The organism is Niallia sp. WK069_GA_01 (assembly GCF_983173855.1).
The window spans coordinates 2,962,070-2,985,264 of sequence record NZ_OZ470138.1 but is presented as its reverse complement, the minus strand read 5'-3'; the positions used below and the strand labels follow the sequence as shown (position 1 = coordinate 2,985,264).

Annotated in this window: 28 protein-coding genes and 1 pseudogene; 8 read left to right on the top strand and 21 right to left on the bottom strand. The window is 33.7% G+C overall.

Annotation, left to right across the window (positions count from 1 at the left end):
* Positions 1–429: 429 nt before the first annotated feature.
* Positions 430–1,332, top strand: coding sequence for an aldo/keto reductase (locus tag AC5LWL_RS14250; protein WP_493434921.1), 903 nt, complete (start codon positions 430–432; stop codon positions 1,330–1,332).
* Positions 1,333–2,482: 1,150 nt separating this feature from the next.
* The gene (locus AC5LWL_RS14245) at positions 2,483–3,700 is read left to right on the top strand and encodes a glycoside hydrolase family protein (protein WP_493434920.1); all 1,218 of its coding nucleotides are present in this window, start codon (positions 2,483–2,485) and stop codon (positions 3,698–3,700) included.
* Between the two features lie 151 nt (positions 3,701–3,851).
* Here the strand turns inward: AC5LWL_RS14245 and AC5LWL_RS14240 are convergent, their stop codons facing one another.
* From AC5LWL_RS14240 to AC5LWL_RS14225, 4 genes are all read right to left on the bottom strand, one after another.
* Complete coding sequence (locus tag AC5LWL_RS14240; protein ID WP_493434919.1) at positions 3,852–4,622, bottom strand: class I SAM-dependent methyltransferase; 771 nt, start codon at positions 4,620–4,622, stop codon at positions 3,852–3,854.
* 226 nt (positions 4,623–4,848) lie between these two features.
* A complete protein-coding gene (locus AC5LWL_RS14235) occupies positions 4,849–5,196 on the bottom strand; it encodes a hypothetical protein (protein ID WP_493434918.1) in 348 nt (115 codons plus the stop codon).
* A 270-nt stretch (positions 5,197–5,466) separates the two neighbouring features.
* Positions 5,467–5,616, bottom strand: a complete 150-nt coding sequence (locus tag AC5LWL_RS14230; protein ID WP_493434917.1) for a hypothetical protein — start codon at positions 5,614–5,616, stop codon at positions 5,467–5,469.
* 236 nt (positions 5,617–5,852) lie between these two features.
* Positions 5,853–6,083 carry a hypothetical protein gene (locus AC5LWL_RS14225; RefSeq protein ID WP_493436614.1) on the bottom strand — a complete coding sequence of 77 codons (231 nt, stop codon included), beginning with the start codon at positions 6,081–6,083 and terminating at the stop codon, positions 5,853–5,855.
* A gap of 40 nt (positions 6,084–6,123) precedes the next feature.
* Between AC5LWL_RS14225 and AC5LWL_RS14220 the strand changes: the two genes are divergently transcribed.
* On the top strand, positions 6,124–6,306 hold the full coding sequence (locus AC5LWL_RS14220; RefSeq protein ID WP_493434916.1) for a hypothetical protein: 183 nt from the start codon (positions 6,124–6,126) through the stop codon (positions 6,304–6,306).
* Between the two features lie 290 nt (positions 6,307–6,596).
* Here AC5LWL_RS14220 and AC5LWL_RS14215 read toward each other — a convergent pair whose 3' ends face one another.
* The 12 genes and pseudogenes from AC5LWL_RS14215 to AC5LWL_RS14160 all read right to left on the bottom strand — a co-directional run bounded on the left by AC5LWL_RS14215 (position 6,597) and on the right by AC5LWL_RS14160 (position 16,873).
* The gene (locus AC5LWL_RS14215) at positions 6,597–7,037 is read right to left on the bottom strand and encodes a DUF3888 domain-containing protein (RefSeq protein ID WP_493434915.1); all 441 of its coding nucleotides are present in this window, start codon (positions 7,035–7,037) and stop codon (positions 6,597–6,599) included.
* Between the two features lie 114 nt (positions 7,038–7,151).
* Positions 7,152–8,507: a transposase gene (locus AC5LWL_RS14210; RefSeq protein WP_493432662.1), complete on the bottom strand. Its 1,356-nt coding sequence runs from the start codon at positions 8,505–8,507 to the stop codon at positions 7,152–7,154.
* A 209-nt stretch (positions 8,508–8,716) separates the two neighbouring features.
* A complete protein-coding gene (locus tag AC5LWL_RS14205; RefSeq protein ID WP_493432662.1) occupies positions 8,717–10,072 on the bottom strand; it encodes a transposase in 1,356 nt (451 codons plus the stop codon).
* Positions 10,073–10,281: 209 nt separating this feature from the next.
* A complete protein-coding gene (locus AC5LWL_RS14200; protein ID WP_493432662.1) occupies positions 10,282–11,637 on the bottom strand; it encodes a transposase in 1,356 nt (451 codons plus the stop codon).
* Between the two features lie 916 nt (positions 11,638–12,553).
* The gene (locus AC5LWL_RS14195; RefSeq protein ID WP_493434914.1) at positions 12,554–12,736 is read right to left on the bottom strand and encodes a hypothetical protein; all 183 of its coding nucleotides are present in this window, start codon (positions 12,734–12,736) and stop codon (positions 12,554–12,556) included.
* Positions 12,737–13,119: 383 nt separating this feature from the next.
* Positions 13,120–13,521: a hypothetical protein gene (locus tag AC5LWL_RS14190; RefSeq protein ID WP_493434913.1), complete on the bottom strand. Its 402-nt coding sequence runs from the start codon at positions 13,519–13,521 to the stop codon at positions 13,120–13,122.
* Positions 13,521–13,628, bottom strand: a pseudogene (locus AC5LWL_RS14185) (transcriptional regulator); the annotation flags it as partial. The pseudogene AC5LWL_RS14185 and the gene AC5LWL_RS14190, both read right to left, overlap by 1 nt.
* 5 nt (positions 13,629–13,633) lie before the next feature.
* A complete protein-coding gene (locus AC5LWL_RS14180; protein WP_493434912.1) occupies positions 13,634–14,173 on the bottom strand; it encodes a GNAT family N-acetyltransferase in 540 nt (179 codons plus the stop codon).
* Positions 14,174–14,439: 266 nt separating this feature from the next.
* On the bottom strand, positions 14,440–15,381 hold the full coding sequence (locus AC5LWL_RS14175; protein WP_493434911.1) for an HD domain-containing protein: 942 nt from the start codon (positions 15,379–15,381) through the stop codon (positions 14,440–14,442).
* Between the two features lie 127 nt (positions 15,382–15,508).
* Entirely contained in the window at positions 15,509–15,766 is a 258-nt protein-coding gene (locus AC5LWL_RS14170) for a YciI family protein (protein ID WP_493434910.1), read from the bottom strand.
* A gap of 215 nt (positions 15,767–15,981) precedes the next feature.
* Positions 15,982–16,335 carry a hypothetical protein gene (locus AC5LWL_RS14165; protein ID WP_493434909.1) on the bottom strand — a complete coding sequence of 118 codons (354 nt, stop codon included), beginning with the start codon at positions 16,333–16,335 and terminating at the stop codon, positions 15,982–15,984.
* Between the two features lie 307 nt (positions 16,336–16,642).
* A complete protein-coding gene (locus AC5LWL_RS14160) occupies positions 16,643–16,873 on the bottom strand; it encodes a hypothetical protein (protein WP_493434908.1) in 231 nt (76 codons plus the stop codon).
* A 206-nt stretch (positions 16,874–17,079) separates the two neighbouring features.
* Between AC5LWL_RS14160 and AC5LWL_RS14155 the strand changes: the two genes are divergently transcribed.
* The 3 genes from AC5LWL_RS14155 to AC5LWL_RS14145 all read left to right on the top strand — a co-directional run bounded on the left by AC5LWL_RS14155 (position 17,080) and on the right by AC5LWL_RS14145 (position 17,589).
* Positions 17,080–17,211, top strand: coding sequence for a hypothetical protein (locus AC5LWL_RS14155; protein ID WP_493436699.1), 132 nt, complete (start codon positions 17,080–17,082; stop codon positions 17,209–17,211).
* Positions 17,165–17,296, top strand: coding sequence for a DUF4279 domain-containing protein (locus AC5LWL_RS14150; RefSeq protein WP_493434907.1), 132 nt, complete (start codon positions 17,165–17,167; stop codon positions 17,294–17,296). The genes AC5LWL_RS14155 and AC5LWL_RS14150 overlap by 47 nt, the downstream gene beginning before the upstream one ends.
* 68 nt (positions 17,297–17,364) lie before the next feature.
* Positions 17,365–17,589 (top strand): DUF4279 domain-containing protein, encoded by a 225-nt coding sequence (locus AC5LWL_RS14145; protein WP_493434906.1) that lies wholly within the window; start codon positions 17,365–17,367, stop codon positions 17,587–17,589.
* A gap of 55 nt (positions 17,590–17,644) precedes the next feature.
* Here the strand turns inward: AC5LWL_RS14145 and AC5LWL_RS14140 are convergent, their stop codons facing one another.
* The 4 genes from AC5LWL_RS14140 to AC5LWL_RS14125 all read right to left on the bottom strand — a co-directional run bounded on the left by AC5LWL_RS14140 (position 17,645) and on the right by AC5LWL_RS14125 (position 19,266).
* A complete protein-coding gene (locus AC5LWL_RS14140) occupies positions 17,645–17,929 on the bottom strand; it encodes a hypothetical protein (RefSeq protein ID WP_493434905.1) in 285 nt (94 codons plus the stop codon).
* Between the two features lie 126 nt (positions 17,930–18,055).
* The gene (locus tag AC5LWL_RS14135; RefSeq protein WP_493434904.1) at positions 18,056–18,622 is read right to left on the bottom strand and encodes a hypothetical protein; all 567 of its coding nucleotides are present in this window, start codon (positions 18,620–18,622) and stop codon (positions 18,056–18,058) included.
* Positions 18,623–18,873: 251 nt separating this feature from the next.
* Positions 18,874–19,005: a sporulation histidine kinase inhibitor Sda gene (sda, locus tag AC5LWL_RS14130; protein ID WP_493434903.1), complete on the bottom strand. Its 132-nt coding sequence runs from the start codon at positions 19,003–19,005 to the stop codon at positions 18,874–18,876.
* Positions 19,006–19,122: 117 nt separating this feature from the next.
* Positions 19,123–19,266 (bottom strand): hypothetical protein, encoded by a 144-nt coding sequence (locus AC5LWL_RS14125; protein WP_493434902.1) that lies wholly within the window; start codon positions 19,264–19,266, stop codon positions 19,123–19,125.
* 320 nt (positions 19,267–19,586) lie between these two features.
* Here AC5LWL_RS14125 and AC5LWL_RS14120 point away from each other — a divergent pair, with 320 nt between their 5' ends.
* Positions 19,587–20,567, top strand: a complete 981-nt coding sequence (locus tag AC5LWL_RS14120; protein WP_493434901.1) for a glycoside hydrolase domain-containing protein — start codon at positions 19,587–19,589, stop codon at positions 20,565–20,567.
* Positions 20,568–21,583: 1,016 nt separating this feature from the next.
* Here the strand turns inward: AC5LWL_RS14120 and AC5LWL_RS14115 are convergent.
* Positions 21,584–22,507, bottom strand: a complete 924-nt coding sequence (locus AC5LWL_RS14115) for a class I SAM-dependent methyltransferase (protein ID WP_493434900.1) — start codon at positions 22,505–22,507, stop codon at positions 21,584–21,586.
* Between the two features lie 266 nt (positions 22,508–22,773).
* Between AC5LWL_RS14115 and AC5LWL_RS14110 the strand changes: the two genes are divergently transcribed.
* Positions 22,774–23,118, top strand: coding sequence for a CotD family spore coat protein (locus AC5LWL_RS14110; protein ID WP_493434899.1), 345 nt, complete (start codon positions 22,774–22,776; stop codon positions 23,116–23,118).
* The last annotated feature ends 77 nt before the right edge of the window (positions 23,119–23,195 follow it).

Below are 23,195 nucleotides of genomic sequence, written 5' to 3'. Positions count from 1 at the left end.
CTAGTGAGAGGTGCCTCCCAATTGTTAGATTCTAGTCTAAATAATTGGGGTGCATTTTTCTTACTGAATTGTTTAGAATTCTAAAAAAATTTATATAAATTAGATGATTTGTTATTTTAGGTATATAATTTTATTATTTGTTAGAAATTCTAAATTAGATTTTGATAAGGAAGAAGAGGGACCAGGCAACGGACTAACAGGTTGCTATGTAAAGTATTTTAAAAGTACGGAAAGAAATAAATTGCAGAACCTAAATAAGCTATTTACAAAAAAATGATTGACGATGTATTTTTTTTAAATTAAGCCTATATCATTTGTATCCAAAGATATTAAATAACCTTCTCCAAAAACATTAAAATCTTCTTGTTTTTATACTTGTTAAAGTAAAAAAGAAGAGAAAAATAAATGTTTAGAGTGGGGGTTTTTATAATGAAGGTAATATTACAAGATAATTTCTCCATCTCCAAGTTAGTGATTGGCTGTATGAGGATGAATGAATGGAATTGGAGTGTAGAACAAAGGCTTGCATTTGTGGAATGGTGCATCGAACAAGGAATTACAACCTTTGATCATGCGGATATATATGGCGGCAATCACCATAATGAAGCATTATTTGGAGAAGTTTTGCAAAGAAAACCTTCACTGAGAGAAAAAATCCAAATTATTACCAAATGTTCTATCTGTGTTCCCAATAAAGAGAATCCAACTATTAAAACGAGATATTTTAATTCCGATCGAGCTTATATTATGAATCAAGTAAATAAATCTCTAGCACATTTAAAATGCGGGTCTATTGATTTGCTGCTCCTTCACATGCATGATTTGCTTGTTAAACCAGAGGAATTAAATGAAACGATAAAGGATCTAAAAACAGAAGGAAAGGTGAAAAATTTCGGCTTATCCAATCATAACCCTTTAGAATTTGATATGCTCCAGAAATATATTGATGAAAAATTTGTTACACATCAATTTTTACTTAATCCATTGGGCATCGAAAACTTTAAAAACGGAACAATGACACATTGTTTAAAAGAAGGAATTCATCCAATGTTTTGGTCGCCTCTGGCAGGAGGAAAAATTTTTCAACCATCCACTGACTTTGAAGTGAAAATTATGAATGTTTTACAGGAAATAAAAGAGGAGCTTTGCGTGGAAACGTTGGAGGAAGTGGTGTATAAATGGCTATTTATGCATGCATCCAACCCTGTTATCGTTTTAGGGACAGGTAAGAAATTACGCATTGAACAAGCACTTCATTCTCTAAAAGGGGTACAGATGACACGAGAACAGTGGTATAAAATAACAGAAACAGCTGGTTATGTATTTTGGTAGGATGAAAAAACGGTGAGGTGCCAATTTTCTACACGGTAATTTCTTTTAGAAATGGGAGAGTATTGCTTATTCTTTCGTGTGCTTGAATTGTTGTATTACATTGCTTAAAGTTTATTATATGCATTGCTGGAAGCTTTTTAGTTTAAAGGCACGCATAATATTTTGTTTTATAGGCTGTTCAATGGGATCGATCGCAAAACCAGCAAGAAAATAAATAGTTCCAGAAGCCAACCTAAAAAAGATAATGCACACCTTTATATAGTGCGCAGCCGGAATACACTTCGCTTTCCATAGGATAGGATCAGAGCCTCTTCAGAGTATTGCTTCTGCGGGGTTCTCCCCTTTTCCGCTAATCCCATAGGAGTCTCTAGCTGCTCCCTGCTGGAAGTATTGGAATCTGCCTCTTTTCATGTGAGGTGATGCGGATTTTTATTATAGGTTCTACCTGAAAAAAACCTCGCTCTCTTCATCACTTCCTATTTGTTGCAGTGCTCTTATCCAAATGAGAAGAGGTTAAACGGCTAAGTAAGTGGAAGAAAAATAGACTAACTTTACAATCATGGAAAATCAACTAAGCACTCCACATTTTCTTTTGACAATGCCGATTGATTTGCATCATGCGAGTCTGACATTTTGCAGTCTTTTTTCGTGTGCTGAGTAGAAAATAGGCAGCAGCTCGTTATGTATGTTTTTTAGATATTTCAATAAATGCTCATTAAAATCACTATATATAGTATGTTGAAAGCAATAAGTACAGGCTCCTCCTACGCCAAATACCATGATAGCCACGCTCGCTATCCCCACTATAATAACCATATCATGACTATGTTAATGTTATAAGGAATATTTGTAAACTCTTTGTTAATACATGGATGATAAAAAAAAGAGGGGTATTAAATGAATTATATTGTTTTAAAGAGGTAATTATAAGGGAACTTTTGGGTAGTTCCGATTTAGTCCTATTTAAAAAAAACCGCCTATTTCTTTCGTTTTACTAGAGTATAAGTCTATAGCGATACTGTAAAGGTGATTTTTCTGAAAATTTGGTGAGTACATAAAAGAATTGTTTTTGTTGTGGAAATCTATGCTATACTTATTTTATTAGGTTTAAAAACGTATGAGAATAATAGATGGAAGGAGAGGAAATGGCATGATAAAAAAAGTTTTGTCGCTTATTGTTTTAGTTCTAGTTTTTGCTGCATGGCAACCACTTTTTGCGCAGGCGGAGGAACCGGTTCTATATGAAGTTTCTCCTGCGAGTAAACCAATACATAAAAAGTATATGTCTTCTAGCTATTATACAAAAAATACAAAGCAATTTTTCCTTATTCAATCTTATTTAGAAGAGTTAGAGAAAAAAGGCGGCGGTGTGCTGACACTAAAAAAAGGCACTTATCGAATAACGAATGCATTGTTTGTTCCTTCTGATGTAACCATCATTTTACAAGATGGCGTGGTATTAGAAAAAGCAACATCAACAGGGAAAGTAAATTATAAGGCTGCTAAATCGATGTTTCAATTTATTCGCCCATCTTTGTCGAATAAAAAGGGAGTATACGGTCAATATGACGGCGAGAGAAATATTGCGATTATTGGAGAAGGAAAAGCAGTTATTGATCTGAAAAACGCTGAAAACTCAATTGCTATTATCACAGGACATAATCAAAATGTCCGCATTGAAAATATTCATTTTAAAAATATGAACAGTGGTCATTTTATTGAAATGGATGCGACGGAAAATGCTTCTGTAAAAAATAATATTTTTGAATTTTCTATTCCATCTGTAAATAATGTCAAGGAGGCGATTAATTTAGATACACCTGACAAGGCTACACAAGGCTATAGTCAAGTGTGGAGCAAATTTGATCGAACACCGAATAAGAATGTAGATATTTCTTACAATTATTTTAACCAGCTGGATAGAGCAATAGGAACCCATAAATATTCGGAAGGCAACTACCATGAAAACATATCTGTGACCCATAATGTTATAGAAAATATGCGGAATGATGCGATTCGCATGATGAATTGGAGCAATTCATTAATCGAATTTAATACCATTTCAAAAATAGATGTTCAATATGGCAAAAAACGGGCAATATTGGCAAGTGGAGTTATTCATCCAAAAATTCAGTTTAATACTTTTTTTGAATTATATCGTCCAATGGATTTTATGCCTTGGAAAAACGCTGGACCAGGATCGGAGTATGGAATAACATACAATGATTTAAGTCAGGAAGAAAAAGACTTGCTTAGAACAAATAAAGTCTATTCCTTACATGAAAATGATAGTGCTGTTTATCAAGAATATCAAATTTTTACAAAAGACAAGACAGAAAGAATTTATTTAAATGAAGATGGAATATAAGAAACTTTTAGATAAGAACTTTCATAAAAAAGAAGGGAATCGCTGTAAAGGCGTAAAATTCCTTCTTTTTTTGTTAGGAAAAATTTGTTGCCATATTCATAATAGTCCTATCAAACAGAAGTGTAGAAGAGTGGAAATTTCTTTCATTTTGTTATTTGAAATCACTATTGTTAACAAAACCGCATCGACATTTAGTTATGTTAGGCAAAGTTAGATAGCCGTTTTTGCTATATTTCTCAAATATGCCGCTCAATGACTCAACAAGCATTGGATACAATTCTTCATCCTTAGTAAGAGAAAAAGAGGAGGATAAATGACGGCCAATAAAATTTTCCTTACTATATAGCAGCGGGTTATTGTAAGTCTTTACTGAATAATTTTCTTTAAAGAATGCATCGTATACATCTTGGAAGGCAAGTGTTCCATTAGAAAACCCGTTAAAATTCGGACAGAAACGTTGATAGGTATCGGCAATTTCTTTATTGATAGAAGTTTCTGTGATTCTCTCGTTTGAAATGATTGCCACTTTACCAACATTCTTTTGTATTCTTTGGCATTCTCTTTGGAAATTTTCCAAATCAAACCAATGGAATGCTTGGGCTACAGTTATGAAGTCTACACTGCTATCAAGCAATGTTGTATTTTCAGCAGAACCTTCTACTGAAGTGAAGCATTTATACTCCTGCAGTTTATCTTCGGCGACGTTACGCATTACTTCATTCGGTTCAACCGCATAAACATTTAAGCTGAAATCTAATAATTTTTTTGTGAAGATACCGGTGCCAGATCCAATATCCGCTATCAGTGAATTTTTATTTAGTTTATTTTCAATTATTAAATCGATTACTAATTGTTCCGGATAATCTGGACGATACTTTGAATAAACGATAGATTTTCCATTAAATTTTGATTCGTTGTTCATAATCACACACCCTCTCACTAATTTTCGTTTGTTTTTTCATAAACTTATATAAGCAATTACACGTATGCTAAACAATACAGATTGGCATCTTTCTTCCAATCAAGATGGTGCGGAATTAACCATTTCTAAAAACTTAACACTACGTCAGTATAGATAACAACAGTATAAGAGGAGAGAATGGCTCTATTACTAATAAAAAAGCGTGAAAGAATCACGCTTAGAAATACTACTGATGTTTTTTTACTTGTAAGTTTCCTTTATTAAAGATAATAACAGCATTGAAAGCTTCGTATAAAGCATAAACGGGATAGCAAAAAGCTAGGAAAACTATTGCTGTCGGGATTTTTTCCACCACAGGAAAGAAGTTAATTAAAAAGTTCTTCACAGTGACACCAAGAAAAATAAATAGAGGAATCATGACTAATGCTATTAAAATTAATATTGCTGTTACTTTTGTTTCTTTTAATTTAGCTTTACAATGCGGACATTTCATAGTAAATGGTGATGAAAAGTCTTCGAAATGTTCAATTGTAAGCGAGTTATTACAGTTTGGGCAAGGGGTAGATGTTTTCATATATTTCTCCTTATTATGGATTCAAATATATTATAAGTTGTAATTATGTCAAAAGAAACTAGATTTTACTGACGAATGTAAACTGAAAGTTATCATTTAGCAACTTGGGGTTAAAAATTCATTATCTTGATGTACTTTTAAATTTCCTAAAACCAATAGCAGAACGAATGTATACATATATGTATGAAACTGTCGTTATATTAAAACACAAATTTAGTGAGAATAAGCTGGGGAGATTTCTTTCCTCGTACTTTGGGTGTATTCTCTCTATTATTTATTGAATTTCTTATAATAAACAATCCAAAAAATAATTGGTATAAGGAATATATAAGGCGTTTTATTTGGTGGTAAATAATATAATAAAAATAAACCTATAAAGATAAATGGAGGCATAAAAATAAGATATTTCTTGTCATTCATAGTATCGTACTCCTTGCAAATATGTTTAACTTAATTTACGTGATATAAAAGTTAAAAGGTTCAAATTCAAAAAAAAACAGGAGATTTTTTGATTGCTCTTATCCTTTTTTTATCATATCAAAATGGTGAAATGTCTCTATTAAATCTTTTTGTTTAGATTCAGGGCATGGATGGATTCTTTTTTTCGAAAGAGTATCTTCTTGCTGACATGTTAGGTTTCACCCTAAATAACTCCCTTAGCTTTTTGAATAGTAACTTGCATAAAATGGATACAGAAAAGAGAGGGCAAGTGGAATAAGTAAACCAATTAAAATAGTAATTATAGAATTAATATCTGATTCCTTAAATACTATAAACAAGAAGGAATATAAAGGAAGAAAACAAGTAAGTACAGCTATTATTCTGGACATGAATTTCACTTTATGTAAAGTAGTACATTTTGGACAATTAAGTGGTTTGTAACCGATTAACAGTGATTTATAAATTGTACTCCATTTGAATGTATAGTTGCATTTTTCACATGCATATGTTCATTTAGGGATTAAATATGATAAAGATTTGGGGTATCATATTCCGAAAACGTTCTTTGTAGAGAAAATTACACCTGCAAAAAATGGAATGAAATATGTAGAAAATCAAAAAGAAATTCTTGTTAATAAATTAGATAGAATAACGATTCAAACACAATAAAAGGTTCTTAATTTAAATAATTTAGACAATAAATGCAGGACTTAAGCAATTCTATGCATCTGCTTTCTCTTGTTTTGTAAACATTCAACTCGAAAGCCTACTTGGTTTCTTACTCCTTTAGCGAATGAAGACCCTTTACTACCCTCATGAGATTATACTTAGGAGAACAAAAAAAAAGAATGCTACACCACACAAAAAAATAGCGATACTTCTGGCCTGCTGCATTGTAGCTGCTTGAAGTATCGCATACTAAATATTACGGAGCTTTTAATAAAAATTATAAGTTGAAATTATTTTTCTGAAGGAGAAACATGTTTATAATCTAACATTTTTATTTCCTGATCTCCTTTTTCATTTTTATATCCTACTCCAAAAGTAATGGTATCCCTTCCTAATATTCCATTTTTCTGAGGAGTAACATGAATTTTTACTACAAATGGTTTTTCCAATTCATGCCCTTTCTCGGCTTGTTCTACTTCAAATACAGGAGTATTGTTACCATGACCATAATCAAAGAAAATGGAATCAGAACTGCCTACGCTTACCTTTTCATTATAATAATCCCCTACTGCTTTGTTTAGTTTATCACCAAATAGACTTAATATTAAATTTTGGGTGGCTTGATTGTACTTTGGTACATCCGTATGCCGATTTTGAGCATGAACCGTAAAAGTATAAACGCTTAATGTTACTAAACAAATAGCTAGTCCTATACTAAATAATTTTTTCATTGTCTACTCTCCTTAACGTTATTATTTTTATTATCTGAGTCAATTTCATAAGTCCAACTTTTAAAAAATCAAAAACTTGCAGAATTTAAATGCTTTTAATTTTTTTTACTTTGATTAAGCAACTTGGTGTTGATTGGACATTTGATTCAGACGATCTGCAGCTAATTTTGAAGCATTATAAACTAACGTAACGAGGTCAAAATGGACTTTAGCCTTTTTTCCTGTACGATAACGAACATTGTTTAATTGAAAATATCCCTTAAGATAAGCATTCACACGTTCTACCGCCGTGCGTCTTTTGAAGATCTTATTCCATATTTGAGATCCACGTGCTGGCGCTGTATATTTTCTTAAATCGGTAGTGATTTTTACTTTATACACCTTTTGACATAGACCATCATTGGCTAATGGACAGTCCATACATTCGTTTGGACGTGTGTATTTTAGTGTTTCATATTTACCATCAAAGCTATCATAACGATAGGAATGTTCACGGACACAAGTAGGAGCGAAATGCTTATCAAAACCAATTGGTTCTGGTTCATTGCGTTTATTATAAGCAATCACAGCTCGATGACCCATTCGATGTATCTGCGTATAAATGGCTTCAAAATCGTAACCAGCGTCCATTGTTTCATAGAGTAAAGAAGAAAGTGATAGTCGTTCGTGAATTCCTTTTAATAAAGGAATCGCAGCCTTTCCGTCATTCAAGTTAGCCGATGAAAGAAGGGATTGAAGAATATATTGACTGGATGTTCCAACAGCCAAATGAGCTTTAAATCCATACCAAAAAACGTTTTTTCCTTCGCTGTTTTTCTTCACACCCCACTGTGGATCTTGAGGAATTTCAGCTCGAAGTTCGGCTAAAGGAATGGCTAACTGATCTTCGATTTTTTTATCAAAAAGAGGCAGATTGGCTTTCCATTCCGCTTTTTCGATGAGCCATTTTTCCTGTTCTTCTTTTGGTTTACGCCCACGCTTTTTTGGTTCACTTTTCGGTTGTTCTTCCTTTGGTGGTGCTGCATCTTTTGCGAGAAAGTGAGTAGCGTCAATGGCTACTGTATCATCGGAAATAAAGCCTTCTGAAATCGCTTGATGAAGCAAGGTTCCTTGGACTTTTTCAAGTACATTCGATTCACTGAGGATGGTGACCATTCTGGAATAAGCTGCTTCTGACGGAATAGTATCGGACACTAAAAAGCCACAATCGAGGCGAAAAATCATGTCATTCTGTAATCTTTTCACTAAATCTTTAATAAATGGAATACGCTCTGTGATTCTAGCAACGAGTGAACAAATCATCGCTACATAATTCAACTCAACGGGTCTTCCAAAACGTGATTTCTTCGTTACCACAGCGAAGATTGGTTCCATGTCAATAGAAGAAAAAATAGCTTCAAAACGTTGGGTAGGTTCTAAATCATATAATTCTTGTAGGCCAAACAGGCTTCCTTGTCGTATAATAGTCATAGGGAGTCTTCCTCCAGTCTCATAAGTTTGTGTGGTGCTTACTTATTTCGACATTTTGGGGAGGTACTCCTTTTTTTGTGCCTCAGATAGCTTGCGGCTCTAAGGGTTTAATTTATGAAATTGATTCATCTGAGTCAATTTCATAAGTCCAACTTTTAAAAAATCAAAAACTTGCAGAATTTAAATGCTTTTAATTTTTTTTACTTTGATTAAGCAACTTGGTGTTGATTGGACATTTGATTCAGACGATCTGCAGCTAATTTTGAAGCATTATAAACTAACGTAACGAGGTCAAAATGGACTTTAGCCTTTTTTCCTGTACGATAACGAACATTGTTTAATTGAAAATATCCCTTAAGATAAGCATTCACACGTTCTACCGCCGTGCGTCTTTTGAAGATCTTATTCCATATTTGAGATCCACGTGCTGGCGCTGTATATTTTCTTAAATCGGTAGTGATTTTTACTTTATACACCTTTTGACATAGACCATCATTGGCTAATGGACAGTCCATACATTCGTTTGGACGTGTGTATTTTAGTGTTTCATATTTACCATCAAAGCTATCATAACGATAGGAATGTTCACGGACACAAGTAGGAGCGAAATGCTTATCAAAACCAATTGGTTCTGGTTCATTGCGTTTATTATAAGCAATCACAGCTCGATGACCCATTCGATGTATCTGCGTATAAATGGCTTCAAAATCGTAACCAGCGTCCATTGTTTCATAGAGTAAAGAAGAAAGTGATAGTCGTTCGTGAATTCCTTTTAATAAAGGAATCGCAGCCTTTCCGTCATTCAAGTTAGCCGATGAAAGAAGGGATTGAAGAATATATTGACTGGATGTTCCAACAGCCAAATGAGCTTTAAATCCATACCAAAAAACGTTTTTTCCTTCGCTGTTTTTCTTCACACCCCACTGTGGATCTTGAGGAATTTCAGCTCGAAGTTCGGCTAAAGGAATGGCTAACTGATCTTCGATTTTTTTATCAAAAAGAGGCAGATTGGCTTTCCATTCCGCTTTTTCGATGAGCCATTTTTCCTGTTCTTCTTTTGGTTTACGCCCACGCTTTTTTGGTTCACTTTTCGGTTGTTCTTCCTTTGGTGGTGCTGCATCTTTTGCGAGAAAGTGAGTAGCGTCAATGGCTACTGTATCATCGGAAATAAAGCCTTCTGAAATCGCTTGATGAAGCAAGGTTCCTTGGACTTTTTCAAGTACATTCGATTCACTGAGGATGGTGACCATTCTGGAATAAGCTGCTTCTGACGGAATAGTATCGGACACTAAAAAGCCACAATCGAGGCGAAAAATCATGTCATTCTGTAATCTTTTCACTAAATCTTTAATAAATGGAATACGCTCTGTGATTCTAGCAACGAGTGAACAAATCATCGCTACATAATTCAACTCAACGGGTCTTCCAAAACGTGATTTCTTCGTTACCACAGCGAAGATTGGTTCCATGTCAATAGAAGAAAAAATAGCTTCAAAACGTTGGGTAGGTTCTAAATCATATAATTCTTGTAGGCCAAACAGGCTTCCTTGTCGTATAATAGTCATAGGGAGTCTTCCTCCAGTCTCATAAGTTTGTGTGGTGCTTACTTATTTCGACATTTTGGGGAGGTACTCCTTTTTTTGTGCCTCAGATAGCTTGCGGCTCTAAGGGTTTAATTTATGAAATTGATTCATCTGAGTCAATTTCATAAGTCCAACTTTTAAAAAATCAAAAACTTGCAGAATTTAAATGCTTTTAATTTTTTTTACTTTGATTAAGCAACTTGGTGTTGATTGGACATTTGATTCAGACGATCTGCAGCTAATTTTGAAGCATTATAAACTAACGTAACGAGGTCAAAATGGACTTTAGCCTTTTTTCCTGTACGATAACGAACATTGTTTAATTGAAAATATCCCTTAAGATAAGCATTCACACGTTCTACCGCCGTGCGTCTTTTGAAGATCTTATTCCATATTTGAGATCCACGTGCTGGCGCTGTATATTTTCTTAAATCGGTAGTGATTTTTACTTTATACACCTTTTGACATAGACCATCATTGGCTAATGGACAGTCCATACATTCGTTTGGACGTGTGTATTTTAGTGTTTCATATTTACCATCAAAGCTATCATAACGATAGGAATGTTCACGGACACAAGTAGGAGCGAAATGCTTATCAAAACCAATTGGTTCTGGTTCATTGCGTTTATTATAAGCAATCACAGCTCGATGACCCATTCGATGTATCTGCGTATAAATGGCTTCAAAATCGTAACCAGCGTCCATTGTTTCATAGAGTAAAGAAGAAAGTGATAGTCGTTCGTGAATTCCTTTTAATAAAGGAATCGCAGCCTTTCCGTCATTCAAGTTAGCCGATGAAAGAAGGGATTGAAGAATATATTGACTGGATGTTCCAACAGCCAAATGAGCTTTAAATCCATACCAAAAAACGTTTTTTCCTTCGCTGTTTTTCTTCACACCCCACTGTGGATCTTGAGGAATTTCAGCTCGAAGTTCGGCTAAAGGAATGGCTAACTGATCTTCGATTTTTTTATCAAAAAGAGGCAGATTGGCTTTCCATTCCGCTTTTTCGATGAGCCATTTTTCCTGTTCTTCTTTTGGTTTACGCCCACGCTTTTTTGGTTCACTTTTCGGTTGTTCTTCCTTTGGTGGTGCTGCATCTTTTGCGAGAAAGTGAGTAGCGTCAATGGCTACTGTATCATCGGAAATAAAGCCTTCTGAAATCGCTTGATGAAGCAAGGTTCCTTGGACTTTTTCAAGTACATTCGATTCACTGAGGATGGTGACCATTCTGGAATAAGCTGCTTCTGACGGAATAGTATCGGACACTAAAAAGCCACAATCGAGGCGAAAAATCATGTCATTCTGTAATCTTTTCACTAAATCTTTAATAAATGGAATACGCTCTGTGATTCTAGCAACGAGTGAACAAATCATCGCTACATAATTCAACTCAACGGGTCTTCCAAAACGTGATTTCTTCGTTACCACAGCGAAGATTGGTTCCATGTCAATAGAAGAAAAAATAGCTTCAAAACGTTGGGTAGGTTCTAAATCATATAATTCTTGTAGGCCAAACAGGCTTCCTTGTCGTATAATAGTCATAGGGAGTCTTCCTCCAGTCTCATAAGTTTGTGTGGTGCTTACTTATTTCGACATTTTGGGGAGGTACTCCTTTTTTTGTGCCTCAGATAGCTTGCGGCTCTAAGGGTTTAATTTATGAAATTGATTCATCTATATAAAATAAAAAAATATTCATTAAAATCTCTGAAACGACTACCCATAATTCATGATATTCCAAAAAAAGTATTTTATGATTAAAATTCTATTATTTCTATCTACTCTTGTAACCTCCATTTTTTGTTTGTTAACAAAAAAGCAATTCTTCTTTGATCTAAACTTTATTTGAAGTCATTATGACAGAAAAAGACAGATTCCAAAAAATAGAATAAATATTTCAAATATTAACCATAATAAAGAAGGTTTTTCTAATTTTTTAGATAATTGTACCTATATGTAAAAATTCATTAAAAAATCATGGGGGGGGAACAAGAAATGATGAAAAAGAAAAAGTTAGGTTTATCACTCGCATCATTGGCTTTGTCTACACTTCTATTAGTTCTGGTATAACGTTTTCTTTGCTAAAAGGATAATAATGGATTTCATTTCTGTGAAATGCAATAATCATATAGAAAGAGTTGATGGCGATGGGACTGATTGCCGGTTTATTGTATTTTATCGGTGACGTCATTTCAGCATGGGCTTTATCCGCTTGGGGCTATTACCAAGAAAAGCTTAATAAAAATTAATTCTTCTTCGAAAGGCTATCCCATTTTGTCAGTAAGCTTGGCTAATGGATAGCTTTTTTATTTTTGTGGTAAACTGCTTAACTTCGATGCAGATGGAATGATTAATAATATTAACAGAACGACCATAATTTAACTTGTAGGATAACTTCATTAACCTTTATAGCACATCAACTTATGTGTTGAAACCTTTTTTACGCTGATACGTATTAGTGTTAAGCAGTACTTGTTGGAGGAATAATTAGAATAAGCTGTTTCCTCATTTGGAGTGTTGATGTAAACAACTTCCCCAACTTCTCTTGATCTTTGTTTTTTACAACACGAGTAACAGTAAGAAAAACAACATCCTTTTCACCATCATTAGCTTTTATTTCTCTAATAAAAGCTTCCTGATCCACTGTAAAACCATCAACTTCACGAAGACGTATTACTTTTTGAAATTCAGCATTAACATGTTCAACAAAATCCTGATAAATTTGATCTAATTTACTTCGAAAATGGTCAAGCGATTCAACAAGTTATTGCTGATAATGATATTCAAGCTAATAAAATTTCCAAAACTGAATGTAAAGCTTTAGTATCTGCGATTTGTGGTTTGGGAGTAGCGGGTTCAATTAGTGGTTGTGCTGCCGGATGTATGACTCTCGGACCTGGTGCGTTAATTTGTACTCCATTGTGCTGGGGATTAGCAACGGTTGGTTGCGGTTATGGTGCAAATGCAGCTTGTGCTTGGGTAGACTAATTTTATAAAAAAAAGGGAGCAGAAATTTCTGCTCCCTTTTTATAGTTTTCTAATAATTGAACCTCCAATAATCATAGTTAAAAAAAGAACTGCAACTACATAATAAAGGATGTATTCTGTTTGGATTACAGATTGGTTTGTAACCATTAAAATAATCACTATTACAGCAGCAATAATGTGAGATAATCCAAGCATTTGGGCGAAAAATTTAAGGCTATTTTGCTGAACTCTTTCGTCTGTTTCAGGTAAAGGTGTTGAATTATTTTTTTTGAGTTTTCCTGTGATTAGCAAGATTAAGAAATAAATGATGACTGCACCTACGAAACAAACTAAGCCAGTGAAGAGAGATTCAGAACGAGTTTCTTCACCGTTTCCTAAAAATACAAATAATTGACCTAAAAATAAAACAACAATTGTTGAGATTATATTGGATTTTTTCATTATTTATCGTCCTCCGTTTCGACTAATTTAAATAAATCTTCTACTTTACATTGGAAATACACGCATATTCTTAAAGCTAATTCTAAGCTTGGATTAAATTTTTGTTGTGGCTTCAATCATTGGGATTAATAATGGCTAATACTTGATGATCTTCCCATTTTCCATTTATTTTGACATTTTTTTTAGCGATTCCTTCTTTATGAAAGCCGCTTTTTTCTAAAACTTTAATAGAACCAATATTATGCGGCATTACTCCTGCTTCAATCCGATGAAGCTTGAGGGTGTTAAAAGCATATTCGATTAATAGTTTAACAGCTTCTGAAGCGTATCCTTTTCCATTTTGTTCTAAATCAAGGAAGTATCCAATGATGGCACTTTGAAGGGAGCCACGGGTGACTTGAAAAAGGTTAATCGTACCAAGTAATTGATTAGTTTCTTTTTGAAAAATCCCAAATTGATAGATGCTATCTTCTTGAGATGAAAGTTCCCAATTTTTTATCAAATTTTTTTGGTTTTCTAACGAATAATAGTTAGAGGGACGCTCCATTGAAAATTGTTCAAAAAAATCTTTGTTATGAAGCTGTAATTTTAATAAATTTTCTGCATCTGATAGTTCAAATAACTTTAAATAGACAGCTGTACCATGTAACATTTTTAATCACCTTTCAGTAAATGTAGTAGTTGATTGTAATCGACAACAGAGGAGTCTTCGTTTTTTTGGCGAATGCTGAGAAAAAAAGATAGCTTAGTAGAGTACACTTATACAAAATTACACTAGCATAATTAAGGATAAGAATCCAAAAAACAACAACAATCACTATAGTAAAATGGATTTTAGGCTAATGTCATCAGCAAAAAAGACGGTCGTTCCGTTTTGGGCTGTTTTCTATTTTGCCATAGAGTAGGGGGAATAGGTACTTAAATAATAGTCACTGTGTATTCTTTTAACAAGGAAGCAAGCTGTAAATTGCATGTTTTTCCAATTGTTGTTTCTGCAAATGGTCTGCCATTGACAAGAGGCTGTTTGTTGTATACTTTTCCTTTGTTAATTTCTAATCCTTTTTTTGTATGGGTTTCCGTTATATAAATTTTACTTGGATGAAATAGTAAAACATCGATTATATTTTTAACTTTTTCAATTGGTGAATGTTTTAATTTGGTAATAACCTCTGCATCTATTAAACTGGAGAAGCCTTCTTTTTCTTCCTTCCAATGCAATTTGACGGCCTCTGCTAATAATCGGTCTGCAGCTAATAAAAGAGGAGAATGGATAAAAGTATTATCTAAAATAATTAGCTTCATTAAATGTTGTGCGGTGACAGAATCCGTTTCTATTCCTTGCTCCGTACATGTGATTTTTTGTAAATATTCTATAGGAGACTTATCAAGTGTGCCAGCCATATAATTATCTCTAAAAAAGCTGTCCAAGTGATCGAAACCAAGAATTTCTTTACTTCCAGTTAAGGAGGAATCGCGGTTTAAAATAGTGCATATTTCATCAGCATTCATACCAGCTTGATAAAGAATGTGATTTATTTGTTCAGATTGTATATATTGATTCGTTAATGAATGATGATTAAAACCAAGGATTCGTTCAACAGAATGGGAAAAAGGAAGATGGCCAATATCATGCAGAATAGCCGCAGCTCGTAATGAATTATCTTTAGGAAAAAAATAAGCAGCTAATTTCCATACTCCAATGGTGTGTTCAAATCGGGAGTGTGTAACAGACGATACAAAGGAACCAGCACCAAAATGAGCCAAATGCTTGAGACGTCTAACATATCTCGATTGAAATAACTCCATTTCCCAATCGAATGGAGAAACAGGCGGATATAATGGTTCATTAAGTAATTTCATTTCGTCCTCTTTTCTATTTACAATAAAAACATATGTAATATTTTATTTTTTCAATATTTATCAACGAAAGGGGGAAATTACAAGAGAGAAGTGTGAAAGAAAGAGGAGAATGTATCTCCTCCGTTTATTATTTTTTAATTTTCCATTCTTTAATAATGACAGTAGAAGAACCACTTTTCATTAATGGATCAGAATTTCCGATTTTAGTTGCTTCATCTAGTGAACCACATGTAATGAGGTAGGCTCCGCCAGATCCATCACCAAAAGGGCCATATGCCTCTAATTGTTTTTTTTCTTTAAGGCTGTTTAAAAAATCATAGTGTGGTTGTACAAATTCATTGTTAAATTCAGGTGTTCTTGTTGTTGTTAATAGATACTGTCTCATGATAGTCTCCTTTTTTTAGGGAATTATACCATAAATTTCTGTTTTAAAATAGAAATTTTGTCACAATTCTAAACTAGTACGTTAGGAAGGATAGTACAATTTCTTATTTAGTAAAAATATGGAGAGAGTTAGCAAAGGTATGTTTAGTTTCTTAAAAGTACAGAAAGTTTTACAAATAAAACTCTCCTTTTAAAAAGAAGAGTTTAATAGTGTATTTAGAAAATTTTAGCAATGACAAGAGCTCCTTTGATTACAAGCTCGTTTGTATCAAGCGGTAAATGGGATGTGCGACCAAGGGTGTTTCCTGCAACTACATAACAGTGAAGGGGAACATCATCTTCTTTTTGTATAAATGGAGGGGGAGATGTAACTTCTTCAGATAAATTCCAGACTATTGTTCCGTCAAGTTTTTCTTTCGTGACAGTATGTATACTATATTCACAGAGTTCTCCGATTGCTCTTTCTCTCTCTTCACAGCGTAAACCAATATATTCATAACCTGCCAAATTGTCGATTGTTTGGATATTCTCATTATAGATTTTTTTACATAATTCATACGTTTCTTCCATATCCTTTAACTCCTCCTTTTTGAACACGCACTTATAGGTTTATTATAAACCGTATAAATCAGATCAGAAATGGTTAAAGCATAAGGTTTTTTGTCTATTTTGTGAATTGTTAGAAAAAACAGTTTATTATAATGGTTATCTACTAATGAAGTTTGACCAAATAAATTTTAAATAGAAAAAAGTATTGGCTCCTCCTTCGCCATATACCATGATAGCCACGCATGCTATCCCCACTACTTAAACTTTAGCATTGACATGTTAAGGAAAAAGAAGAGGCTTGTAAATAAATTATTAAGTTCAATGCGTATTAAAAAAAGATAGTTAGAACAATACAGGCAATAGCTGTGAACACTAGAAAGCTCAAGATAATATAACCAATAATCTTAAGTGGTTTAGGGAGTGATTTTATATCATAGTTTGTTACCATTTTACTACTAGTGCTTTTTGCTAATGCATCTAATTCAGGTGGAACAAAAACATCATTGTCCTGTTGATTAGTAAGATCTTCATTTGTTTGTGTTTCATGAATTTTTTTCATATTATTCACCGCTTTCTTCATTCAGTTATAATACTTTGTCTTTTTAGAGGTTTCATCTTTCCTATCCTGAATGGAAAAATTGACTTCTTTCTAAACATAAGCTGCTTTCTTTATTTTACCATAAATAAAAGTAGGAATTTATAGGAGAAAGGATTTTTATACCATTTTGAGAATTGAATGTATAGTTGAATCAAGTGGGGAGATAAATGAAACAAATTAATACAGAAAATCAGCTTAATTGTATGTCGATTATTTCTAATGAAGAAACAGTAGCTATTCGAGGGGATAATATTGATCGAGAAAACACAAGTAAAAGTATATTTCAGTTTGTTTGGTGAGGAATTTTCAATAAGTGATATAACAAAAAAATTAGGAATAACGCCAACTCATACATACAAAAAAACGGGAACTCATTCGAAGTAAACCCACCCCCGTAATACCGGAAAGATTCAGAGTGGGAATTAAGTACTGGATATCAAGAATTTTGTGATGTGCAGGAACAGATAGAACAGATTTTTAACCCATTAGAAAAAGGAGCTGTTATTATAAATCAGTTAAAAGAAGAATATAAACTGGAATGTAAAATTTATATCGTAATGATAATAGAGAATGGCCAAACACCTAGCATGTACTTAGAAGACGAATTGATTCAATTTGCCAGTAGCATAATTATAGATCTGTATGATAATCCATTTGAAGATAACGGTATTTCGTAATGGAAGAAGTATTTTTATTTTCTGAAATACTTCTGCTGATGTAAGGACTACTCTTTCAAGATTCTGAGTTCTTCTTAAAGAAAGACAATATCGTTGTTTTTAAAGAGGCATAGGAGCCTATTGCCGCGTACCCGTAAAACCACCCCATAAACAATCCAGCAACAAGATAATGACGGTGGCTTATAAAGACAGAAATAAAAAGTCCGATGATAAGTGCAGTTGTTGGAACGTACTTTTTATGTATTTTGAGAAAAATCTTCAGTAATTGTGTGATGATCATGACAGCAGGTACAGCAATCACAGCATCCCAAAAATTCGTTTGAATGGTAGGAAAATCCATGTAATTACACCTTTCTTTTACCCGAATTTTATAACAAAACGACCTTAACTTGCTGAGAAAATTTATAGAAAAGGGGAAATAAAGAAGCAAATGTTTCTGTTGTGCTCCGTTTTTTCTGAAATTGAATTAATCATTTACTGGCTTCTGTAATTTTAGAAATAGGGATACGAAGATTTTTCCTATAAAGAGAGCAAGAAGATAAACCCAAAATATATCAAGAAAATTAAAGCCATTATATAATTTTAATATTCCTATACAGGCAAGAAACGGTTTGAATAGAAAGGAAAATATAATGGCAGTGACTATCGTATATAAAAAATAATTTTTCTGGTGATTTAATGTCCATTGATAGACAAGCATAAATGCAACTGGTATTAACGAAGAGTCTAGTGAGAAACTTGGCAATTGAGGAAAGATTTGATAGGCATAGCCAATTTTCCCTTTATTTATCCCGATTAATTCCATATAGCTAAAGAAAAGATGGATCGTGTACCCATAAAAACAAATGTGGAAAATTTTTGTACGATCGATTTTCATATATAATATGATCAATGGAATGATTAACATGGCTAGAATAAACCAAAATTGCCATGTATGAATATCTGAATATGTATGCCAATACGTTATTAGCTTTTCTGTTGAAGCTTTACGTTGTTCAACAAACTGATTAAATTGTTGTAATCGGTCCTCCATATATAATCATCCTTTTTCTTCATCTACAGATAGTATTTACAGGTATCAGCAGAATATTCACTAAATAGAGCATAATTATCCTTAGATCCTTCAATAAATGGATGGCTAAATAGGGAGGATTAGTAATAGAAAGAGGGAAAATAAAAAGAATTACACAGACAAATAGAAGGATACATTTACATTATCCCAGTGGTTTTAGGGCTATCTATAAGAAATAACTTACATCTTATCTTATTTCAACAATAGATATATTATCTATTTAATTTTCTTTTAAACATTTCTTCTCTAAGAATGCGAATAAAGTCAGACGATAATTTGAGTTTTCTGGCGTCTATGTATGCGTCAATTAAAAATTTGTCGCTAAGCTGTTTTAATGAAGACATAAAAAAAACCTCCGAATAGTAATTCATGATAATATAATGATTCCCCCTATTCTATCGTTATAAACTTTATTATAGTAATAAAGTGAAAAGGAGGAGTTTTCCCTCCAGATCAAAGTCCTAATCTAATATGGTTAATTCAGAAAGATGCACTAGCTCGACTACATTACTATTGTCAATTTGCCTTATTTCATAAAATCCTGAGTCGTATTGAAAAATAACGGTATATTCTTTCCCTTGGTATAATACCTTGATTTTAGTCATAACAGACCTCCAAACTAAGTTTTTTCTATACAAAGGCGAGAGAGATTGTCTATATTCTGTATGTACCCTAATTAGAGGAGCATACAAACTTAAAAAAGGGATTATTTAGAAATAAAAATGATGTGATTTTTAAACATGATGAAAATAATAGAAATATCTAATTTTATATTTAAGTTTTAGCAAAATCATAAAACCTATTAATGTACCTTTGGCGCACTAATACCATTTCACCTATTTTACCAATGAAAATTATAAAAAGGGTGTCTTTTAGATGCACTTTTATCTATTTAAGAAATAAATAGTAGAGGAGTGTGTTGTGTATGGCAAATGGATTTGATTGTGCTACAAAATTAACGAGCAAAACAGCAAGAAGTCTAAAGGATGCTGGATTTGAGTATGTCGCTCGCTATCTTGGTAACAACAGCTGGAAATCATTTGATAAAGCAGAGGCAGCAGGTATTCAAGGGGCAGGATTACGCTTAATTAGTATTTTTCAAAAGAGTGCCAATTTTGGAGATTACTTTACCTATGAGCAGGGAGTGGTGGATGCGAAAGAGGCGATGGAATATGCACAAGCAGTTGGACAGCCTAAGATGACTGCCATCTATTTTGCAGTTGACTTTGATGCGTATTCCTCCGAGCTTAAATCTGTTCAATCCTATTTCAGTGGAGTAAAAAAAACGTTAAGGAACTATCGGATAGGAATTTATGGATCTTATGCAGTGATAAATGCAGTAAAGGGGACTGTTGATTATTATTGGCAAACATATGCTTGGTCTCGTGGTCAAGTTGCAGATTTTATTCATATGCATCAATATGAAAATGATGTTCGAGTGGCGGGAGTGGTAATCGATCGCAATATTATAAAAAAAAGTCCTGGTCATTGGGAGCAAGAAAAAACAACGAAAACTGTAACGACAGAGAAAAAAGAGAAAGAGACAAAAGCGAGGATCTATTCTATCGTAAAATCAGTGAATGCCTATATAAATGCAGCTGATGCAAAGACAAAACGAAATAAAAAGGGAACTGTTGCAAAAGGGAAGTACTATGTATTTAATGAATTTCAAGGAATGATAAATGTAACGAAGGAAAAAGAGGTTCCTGGCAGCTGGATCAATCCCTCCGAAAACAAAATAATTTCATCAGAATCAGCAGCAAATTATCATCTTGTTAAAGCGGGAGAAACATTAACAAAAATTGCTGAAAAGTATAATACTACGATAACCTCTATTAAAAAACTAAATCCAGATATCCAAGATATAAACGTAATATATGTAAATCAAAAAATTCGCATTAAATGATAGGACACCATTCCTTTATACGATGTGAGAGAGCTGTCATTCTGCTGATTAGCTCTTTTTCTTTGTTAGCAGAACTGCCTATTAGTAATTACTCAAACTTCGCACCATCAAATTCGTTTGCAAGTCTTGATATTACTCGGTTTAGAACAATAAAATGGGAGGTTTGTTTTTTAAAAGGTGAAAAAGTATATATTTTTTGAAATGTGAAGGCTATCTAGCTTCGCCGTACAGGATGTACAAGTGCCGGCGAAGACATAAGGCCGTGGCGTATTTAGCCGGTCAGTGCCCTAGCCCCAGTGAGTATTGCCTCCAGCCTCTAAAAGTAAAAAACACTTTTTGAGTCTGGAGAACATTTTTCTTCGGGGCTAAACAAGGCGCTTGCACTTTTCTTATGGGGTTGCTTTCCACTACGGGTTGCTTCGCTTTCCGCGGGGTGGGGATCTGAGCCTCCTCGGCGTTGCCTTGCGGGGTCTCAGCCTTCCCACATTTCCCGCAGGAGTCTTCGCACCCTCCGTTACAAGCAACCTGTTTTAGAATAAGTTCTTGTCTTCGAATTTCATGACAAGGTATGATGACTAAACACTAGTAGGGTTGATTTTTTATGTTATTATTCAACGTTGTTCTCCCAAAATGTTCACTGTTAGTCTATTTCTATAAGATGGATGTTTTTACCAGTTCGACAACAGCAACTAATGGATCAAAAACTGCTTGATTGAAGTGGAAGGTGCGAGACTCCTGTGGGATTAGCGAGACAGCTGAGATCCTGCAGGCCAGGGGCCGAAGCGGCTAAAGCTGAGCCCCACGGAAAGCGAGCATCCTGAAACGAGAATCTTGCCCCTATTTATAAGGAATAATATTTGCAAAAAAACATCCTAAAAGACGAATCAATCATCCTTTTCTAATTGCTCTAAACCATGTTACGTCAATACATGAAGAAGAATTTATAACTGCGAAGTTTGAGTAATTATAAGTATATAAAAGGACCTCTCTTCAAACATGGAAGAGAGGTCTATTTATCATTTTTTATTTTTTACTGCATGAATATAATGAATAGTTTCAAAGGCTGATAAATAATCGTTTCGATATTGAAAATAACGTTTTTCAATATCATCTGGTGTTAAATGTTCAAAAATCAGCAAGCCTGCTTTTTCAAGGAGATTCTCTATTTTTTGATAAGAAAAGCAAGATTTCATTGGTTCACCACCTGCTGAAGCCATTTTCACCATGTTTTCAACTCGGTTAGAGCGTCCTTTTTCTGTAAAAAGATGTTCATCTCCATAATCAAAAATAATGGAGCTTCCGGCTGGTATATGCGCAAATACTTGTTCTAATAGATGAAATAGTTGTTTTTCTGTTAAATAATAGGAAACGCCTAAAAGACTAACAAAAGTTTTTTTCTTATCATTAAAACTTGCTTCTATTAACTTTTTATAAGAAAAGTCCTTTGTGAAGTCCATTGGTATAAAATGCAAATGATCTGGAATTTGCAGATTTGCCTCTTTTAATCGGTGTTTTTTCCCTTCCTGTGTGGCTGGGTGATCCACCTCGAAAATATGCAGCTTATCTTTTAAAGGCATATGACGGAAACAAAAAGTATCTAAGCCTGCTCCTAAAATCACATATTGTTTTGCGCCTAATACTATTTCTTTTAATAGGACGTTTTCACAAAAAGAGGCTCGTGCTAAAGGAGTTGGCGAAAGCTGGATTTGTGTAATCCATTTTAAAAGTTCATCAGCATTATTGTTTAATTTGCTGGCAATATCTTTGTTGAAAAAATGTATTCCTTGAATCAAATTCTCTTTTATCATCTTTTGTTCTGGATGGGAGATTAATTCCTTTGCTATATAATCATCAAATAGTAATGGATGGTCATACTGACTATGATAAGCTCTGCTAAAAGCGGAAACCAATGAAGTAACACTAGACTCACTTATTTTCAAAAAAAGCAGCCTCCTTTTTATACACAAAAATAGGATTCTCATGGCCATGAGAATCCTATTATAAACCTATAATGATTAACTGTAAATTATAGCACAAATAATATTTTTTGTCAAATTTTTAGTTTGTAATAAAGAAACAAGTAAAAGGCGTTTTACTATATGTGAATAGCATATTTTTACAAATCTAGTTTTTTTGCTTGGACAAGCTTTTTCTTTTTTCATAGTTTATAGAGTAAGGCATTACAAAAAACAAGGAGGAATAGAAAATGAGTAGAAATCAGCGTAATGGAAATGGCCGTCGAAACTCTGTCAACAATGGAAACTGTAGAAGAAACGGCTGTTCAAATGTATCCCCTGCACAAGACGACGTAAGAACGGTGACGGAGCCAACGGAAACTATCGTTAATACAACGACTAATGAACATGTAGTAAGATATGTGCATCCAACCAATGTTGTTAATGTGAATCGAGATGTTTACCGTAATGAGCATTATTATCCAACTACCGAAAGAGAAGTAAATAAAACCGTTGTAGAAAACTACAACTGCGGAAGTGATTTGAATAATCCTTCTTGCAGACCAAGCAGACCATGCAGAAGACGAAACAGATAAGTTAGTATAAAGCAGGTGTAAAAACACAAAAAGAGCACTCATTTATGATGGGTGCTCTTTTTGTGTATAAACTGATT

Coding starts and splice junctions, on each gene's coding strand:
- AC5LWL_RS14135 (WP_493434904.1), bottom strand. CDS start 18,622: ATGGAGGACCGATTACAACAATTTAATCAGTTTGTTGAACAACGTAAA.
- AC5LWL_RS14110 (WP_493434899.1), top strand. CDS start 22,774: ATGAGTAGAAATCAGCGTAATGGAAATGGCCGTCGAAACTCTGTCAAC.
- AC5LWL_RS14250 (WP_493434921.1), top strand. CDS start 430: ATGAAGGTAATATTACAAGATAATTTCTCCATCTCCAAGTTAGTGATT.
- AC5LWL_RS14240 (WP_493434919.1), bottom strand. CDS start 4,622: ATGAACAACGAATCAAAATTTAATGGAAAATCTATCGTTTATTCAAAG.
- AC5LWL_RS14235 (WP_493434918.1), bottom strand. CDS start 5,196: ATGAAAACATCTACCCCTTGCCCAAACTGTAATAACTCGCTTACAATT.
- sda (WP_493434903.1), bottom strand. CDS start 19,005: ATGTCTTCATTAAAACAGCTTAGCGACAAATTTTTAATTGACGCATAC.
- AC5LWL_RS14140 (WP_493434905.1), bottom strand. CDS start 17,929: ATGGATTTTCCTACCATTCAAACGAATTTTTGGGATGCTGTGATTGCT.
- AC5LWL_RS14180 (WP_493434912.1), bottom strand. CDS start 14,173: ATGTTACATGGTACAGCTGTCTATTTAAAGTTATTTGAACTATCAGAT.
- AC5LWL_RS14170 (WP_493434910.1), bottom strand. CDS start 15,766: ATGAGACAGTATCTATTAACAACAACAAGAACACCTGAATTTAACAAT.
- AC5LWL_RS14160 (WP_493434908.1), bottom strand. CDS start 16,873: ATGAAAAAAATTCATGAAACACAAACAAATGAAGATCTTACTAATCAA.
- AC5LWL_RS14230 (WP_493434917.1), bottom strand. CDS start 5,616: ATGAATGACAAGAAATATCTTATTTTTATGCCTCCATTTATCTTTATA.
- AC5LWL_RS14245 (WP_493434920.1), top strand. CDS start 2,483: ATGATAAAAAAAGTTTTGTCGCTTATTGTTTTAGTTCTAGTTTTTGCT.
- AC5LWL_RS14200 (WP_493432662.1), bottom strand. CDS start 11,637: ATGACTATTATACGACAAGGAAGCCTGTTTGGCCTACAAGAATTATAT.
- AC5LWL_RS14155 (WP_493436699.1), top strand. CDS start 17,080: ATGAAACAAATTAATACAGAAAATCAGCTTAATTGTATGTCGATTATT.
- AC5LWL_RS14175 (WP_493434911.1), bottom strand. CDS start 15,381: ATGAAATTACTTAATGAACCATTATATCCGCCTGTTTCTCCATTCGAT.
- AC5LWL_RS14210 (WP_493432662.1), bottom strand. CDS start 8,507: ATGACTATTATACGACAAGGAAGCCTGTTTGGCCTACAAGAATTATAT.
- AC5LWL_RS14205 (WP_493432662.1), bottom strand. CDS start 10,072: ATGACTATTATACGACAAGGAAGCCTGTTTGGCCTACAAGAATTATAT.
- AC5LWL_RS14165 (WP_493434909.1), bottom strand. CDS start 16,335: ATGGAAGAAACGTATGAATTATGTAAAAAAATCTATAATGAGAATATC.
- AC5LWL_RS14190 (WP_493434913.1), bottom strand. CDS start 13,521: ATGAAAAAATCCAATATAATCTCAACAATTGTTGTTTTATTTTTAGGT.
- AC5LWL_RS14215 (WP_493434915.1), bottom strand. CDS start 7,037: ATGAAAAAATTATTTAGTATAGGACTAGCTATTTGTTTAGTAACATTA.
- AC5LWL_RS14125 (WP_493434902.1), bottom strand. CDS start 19,266: ATGACTAAAATCAAGGTATTATACCAAGGGAAAGAATATACCGTTATT.
- AC5LWL_RS14120 (WP_493434901.1), top strand. CDS start 19,587: ATGGCAAATGGATTTGATTGTGCTACAAAATTAACGAGCAAAACAGCA.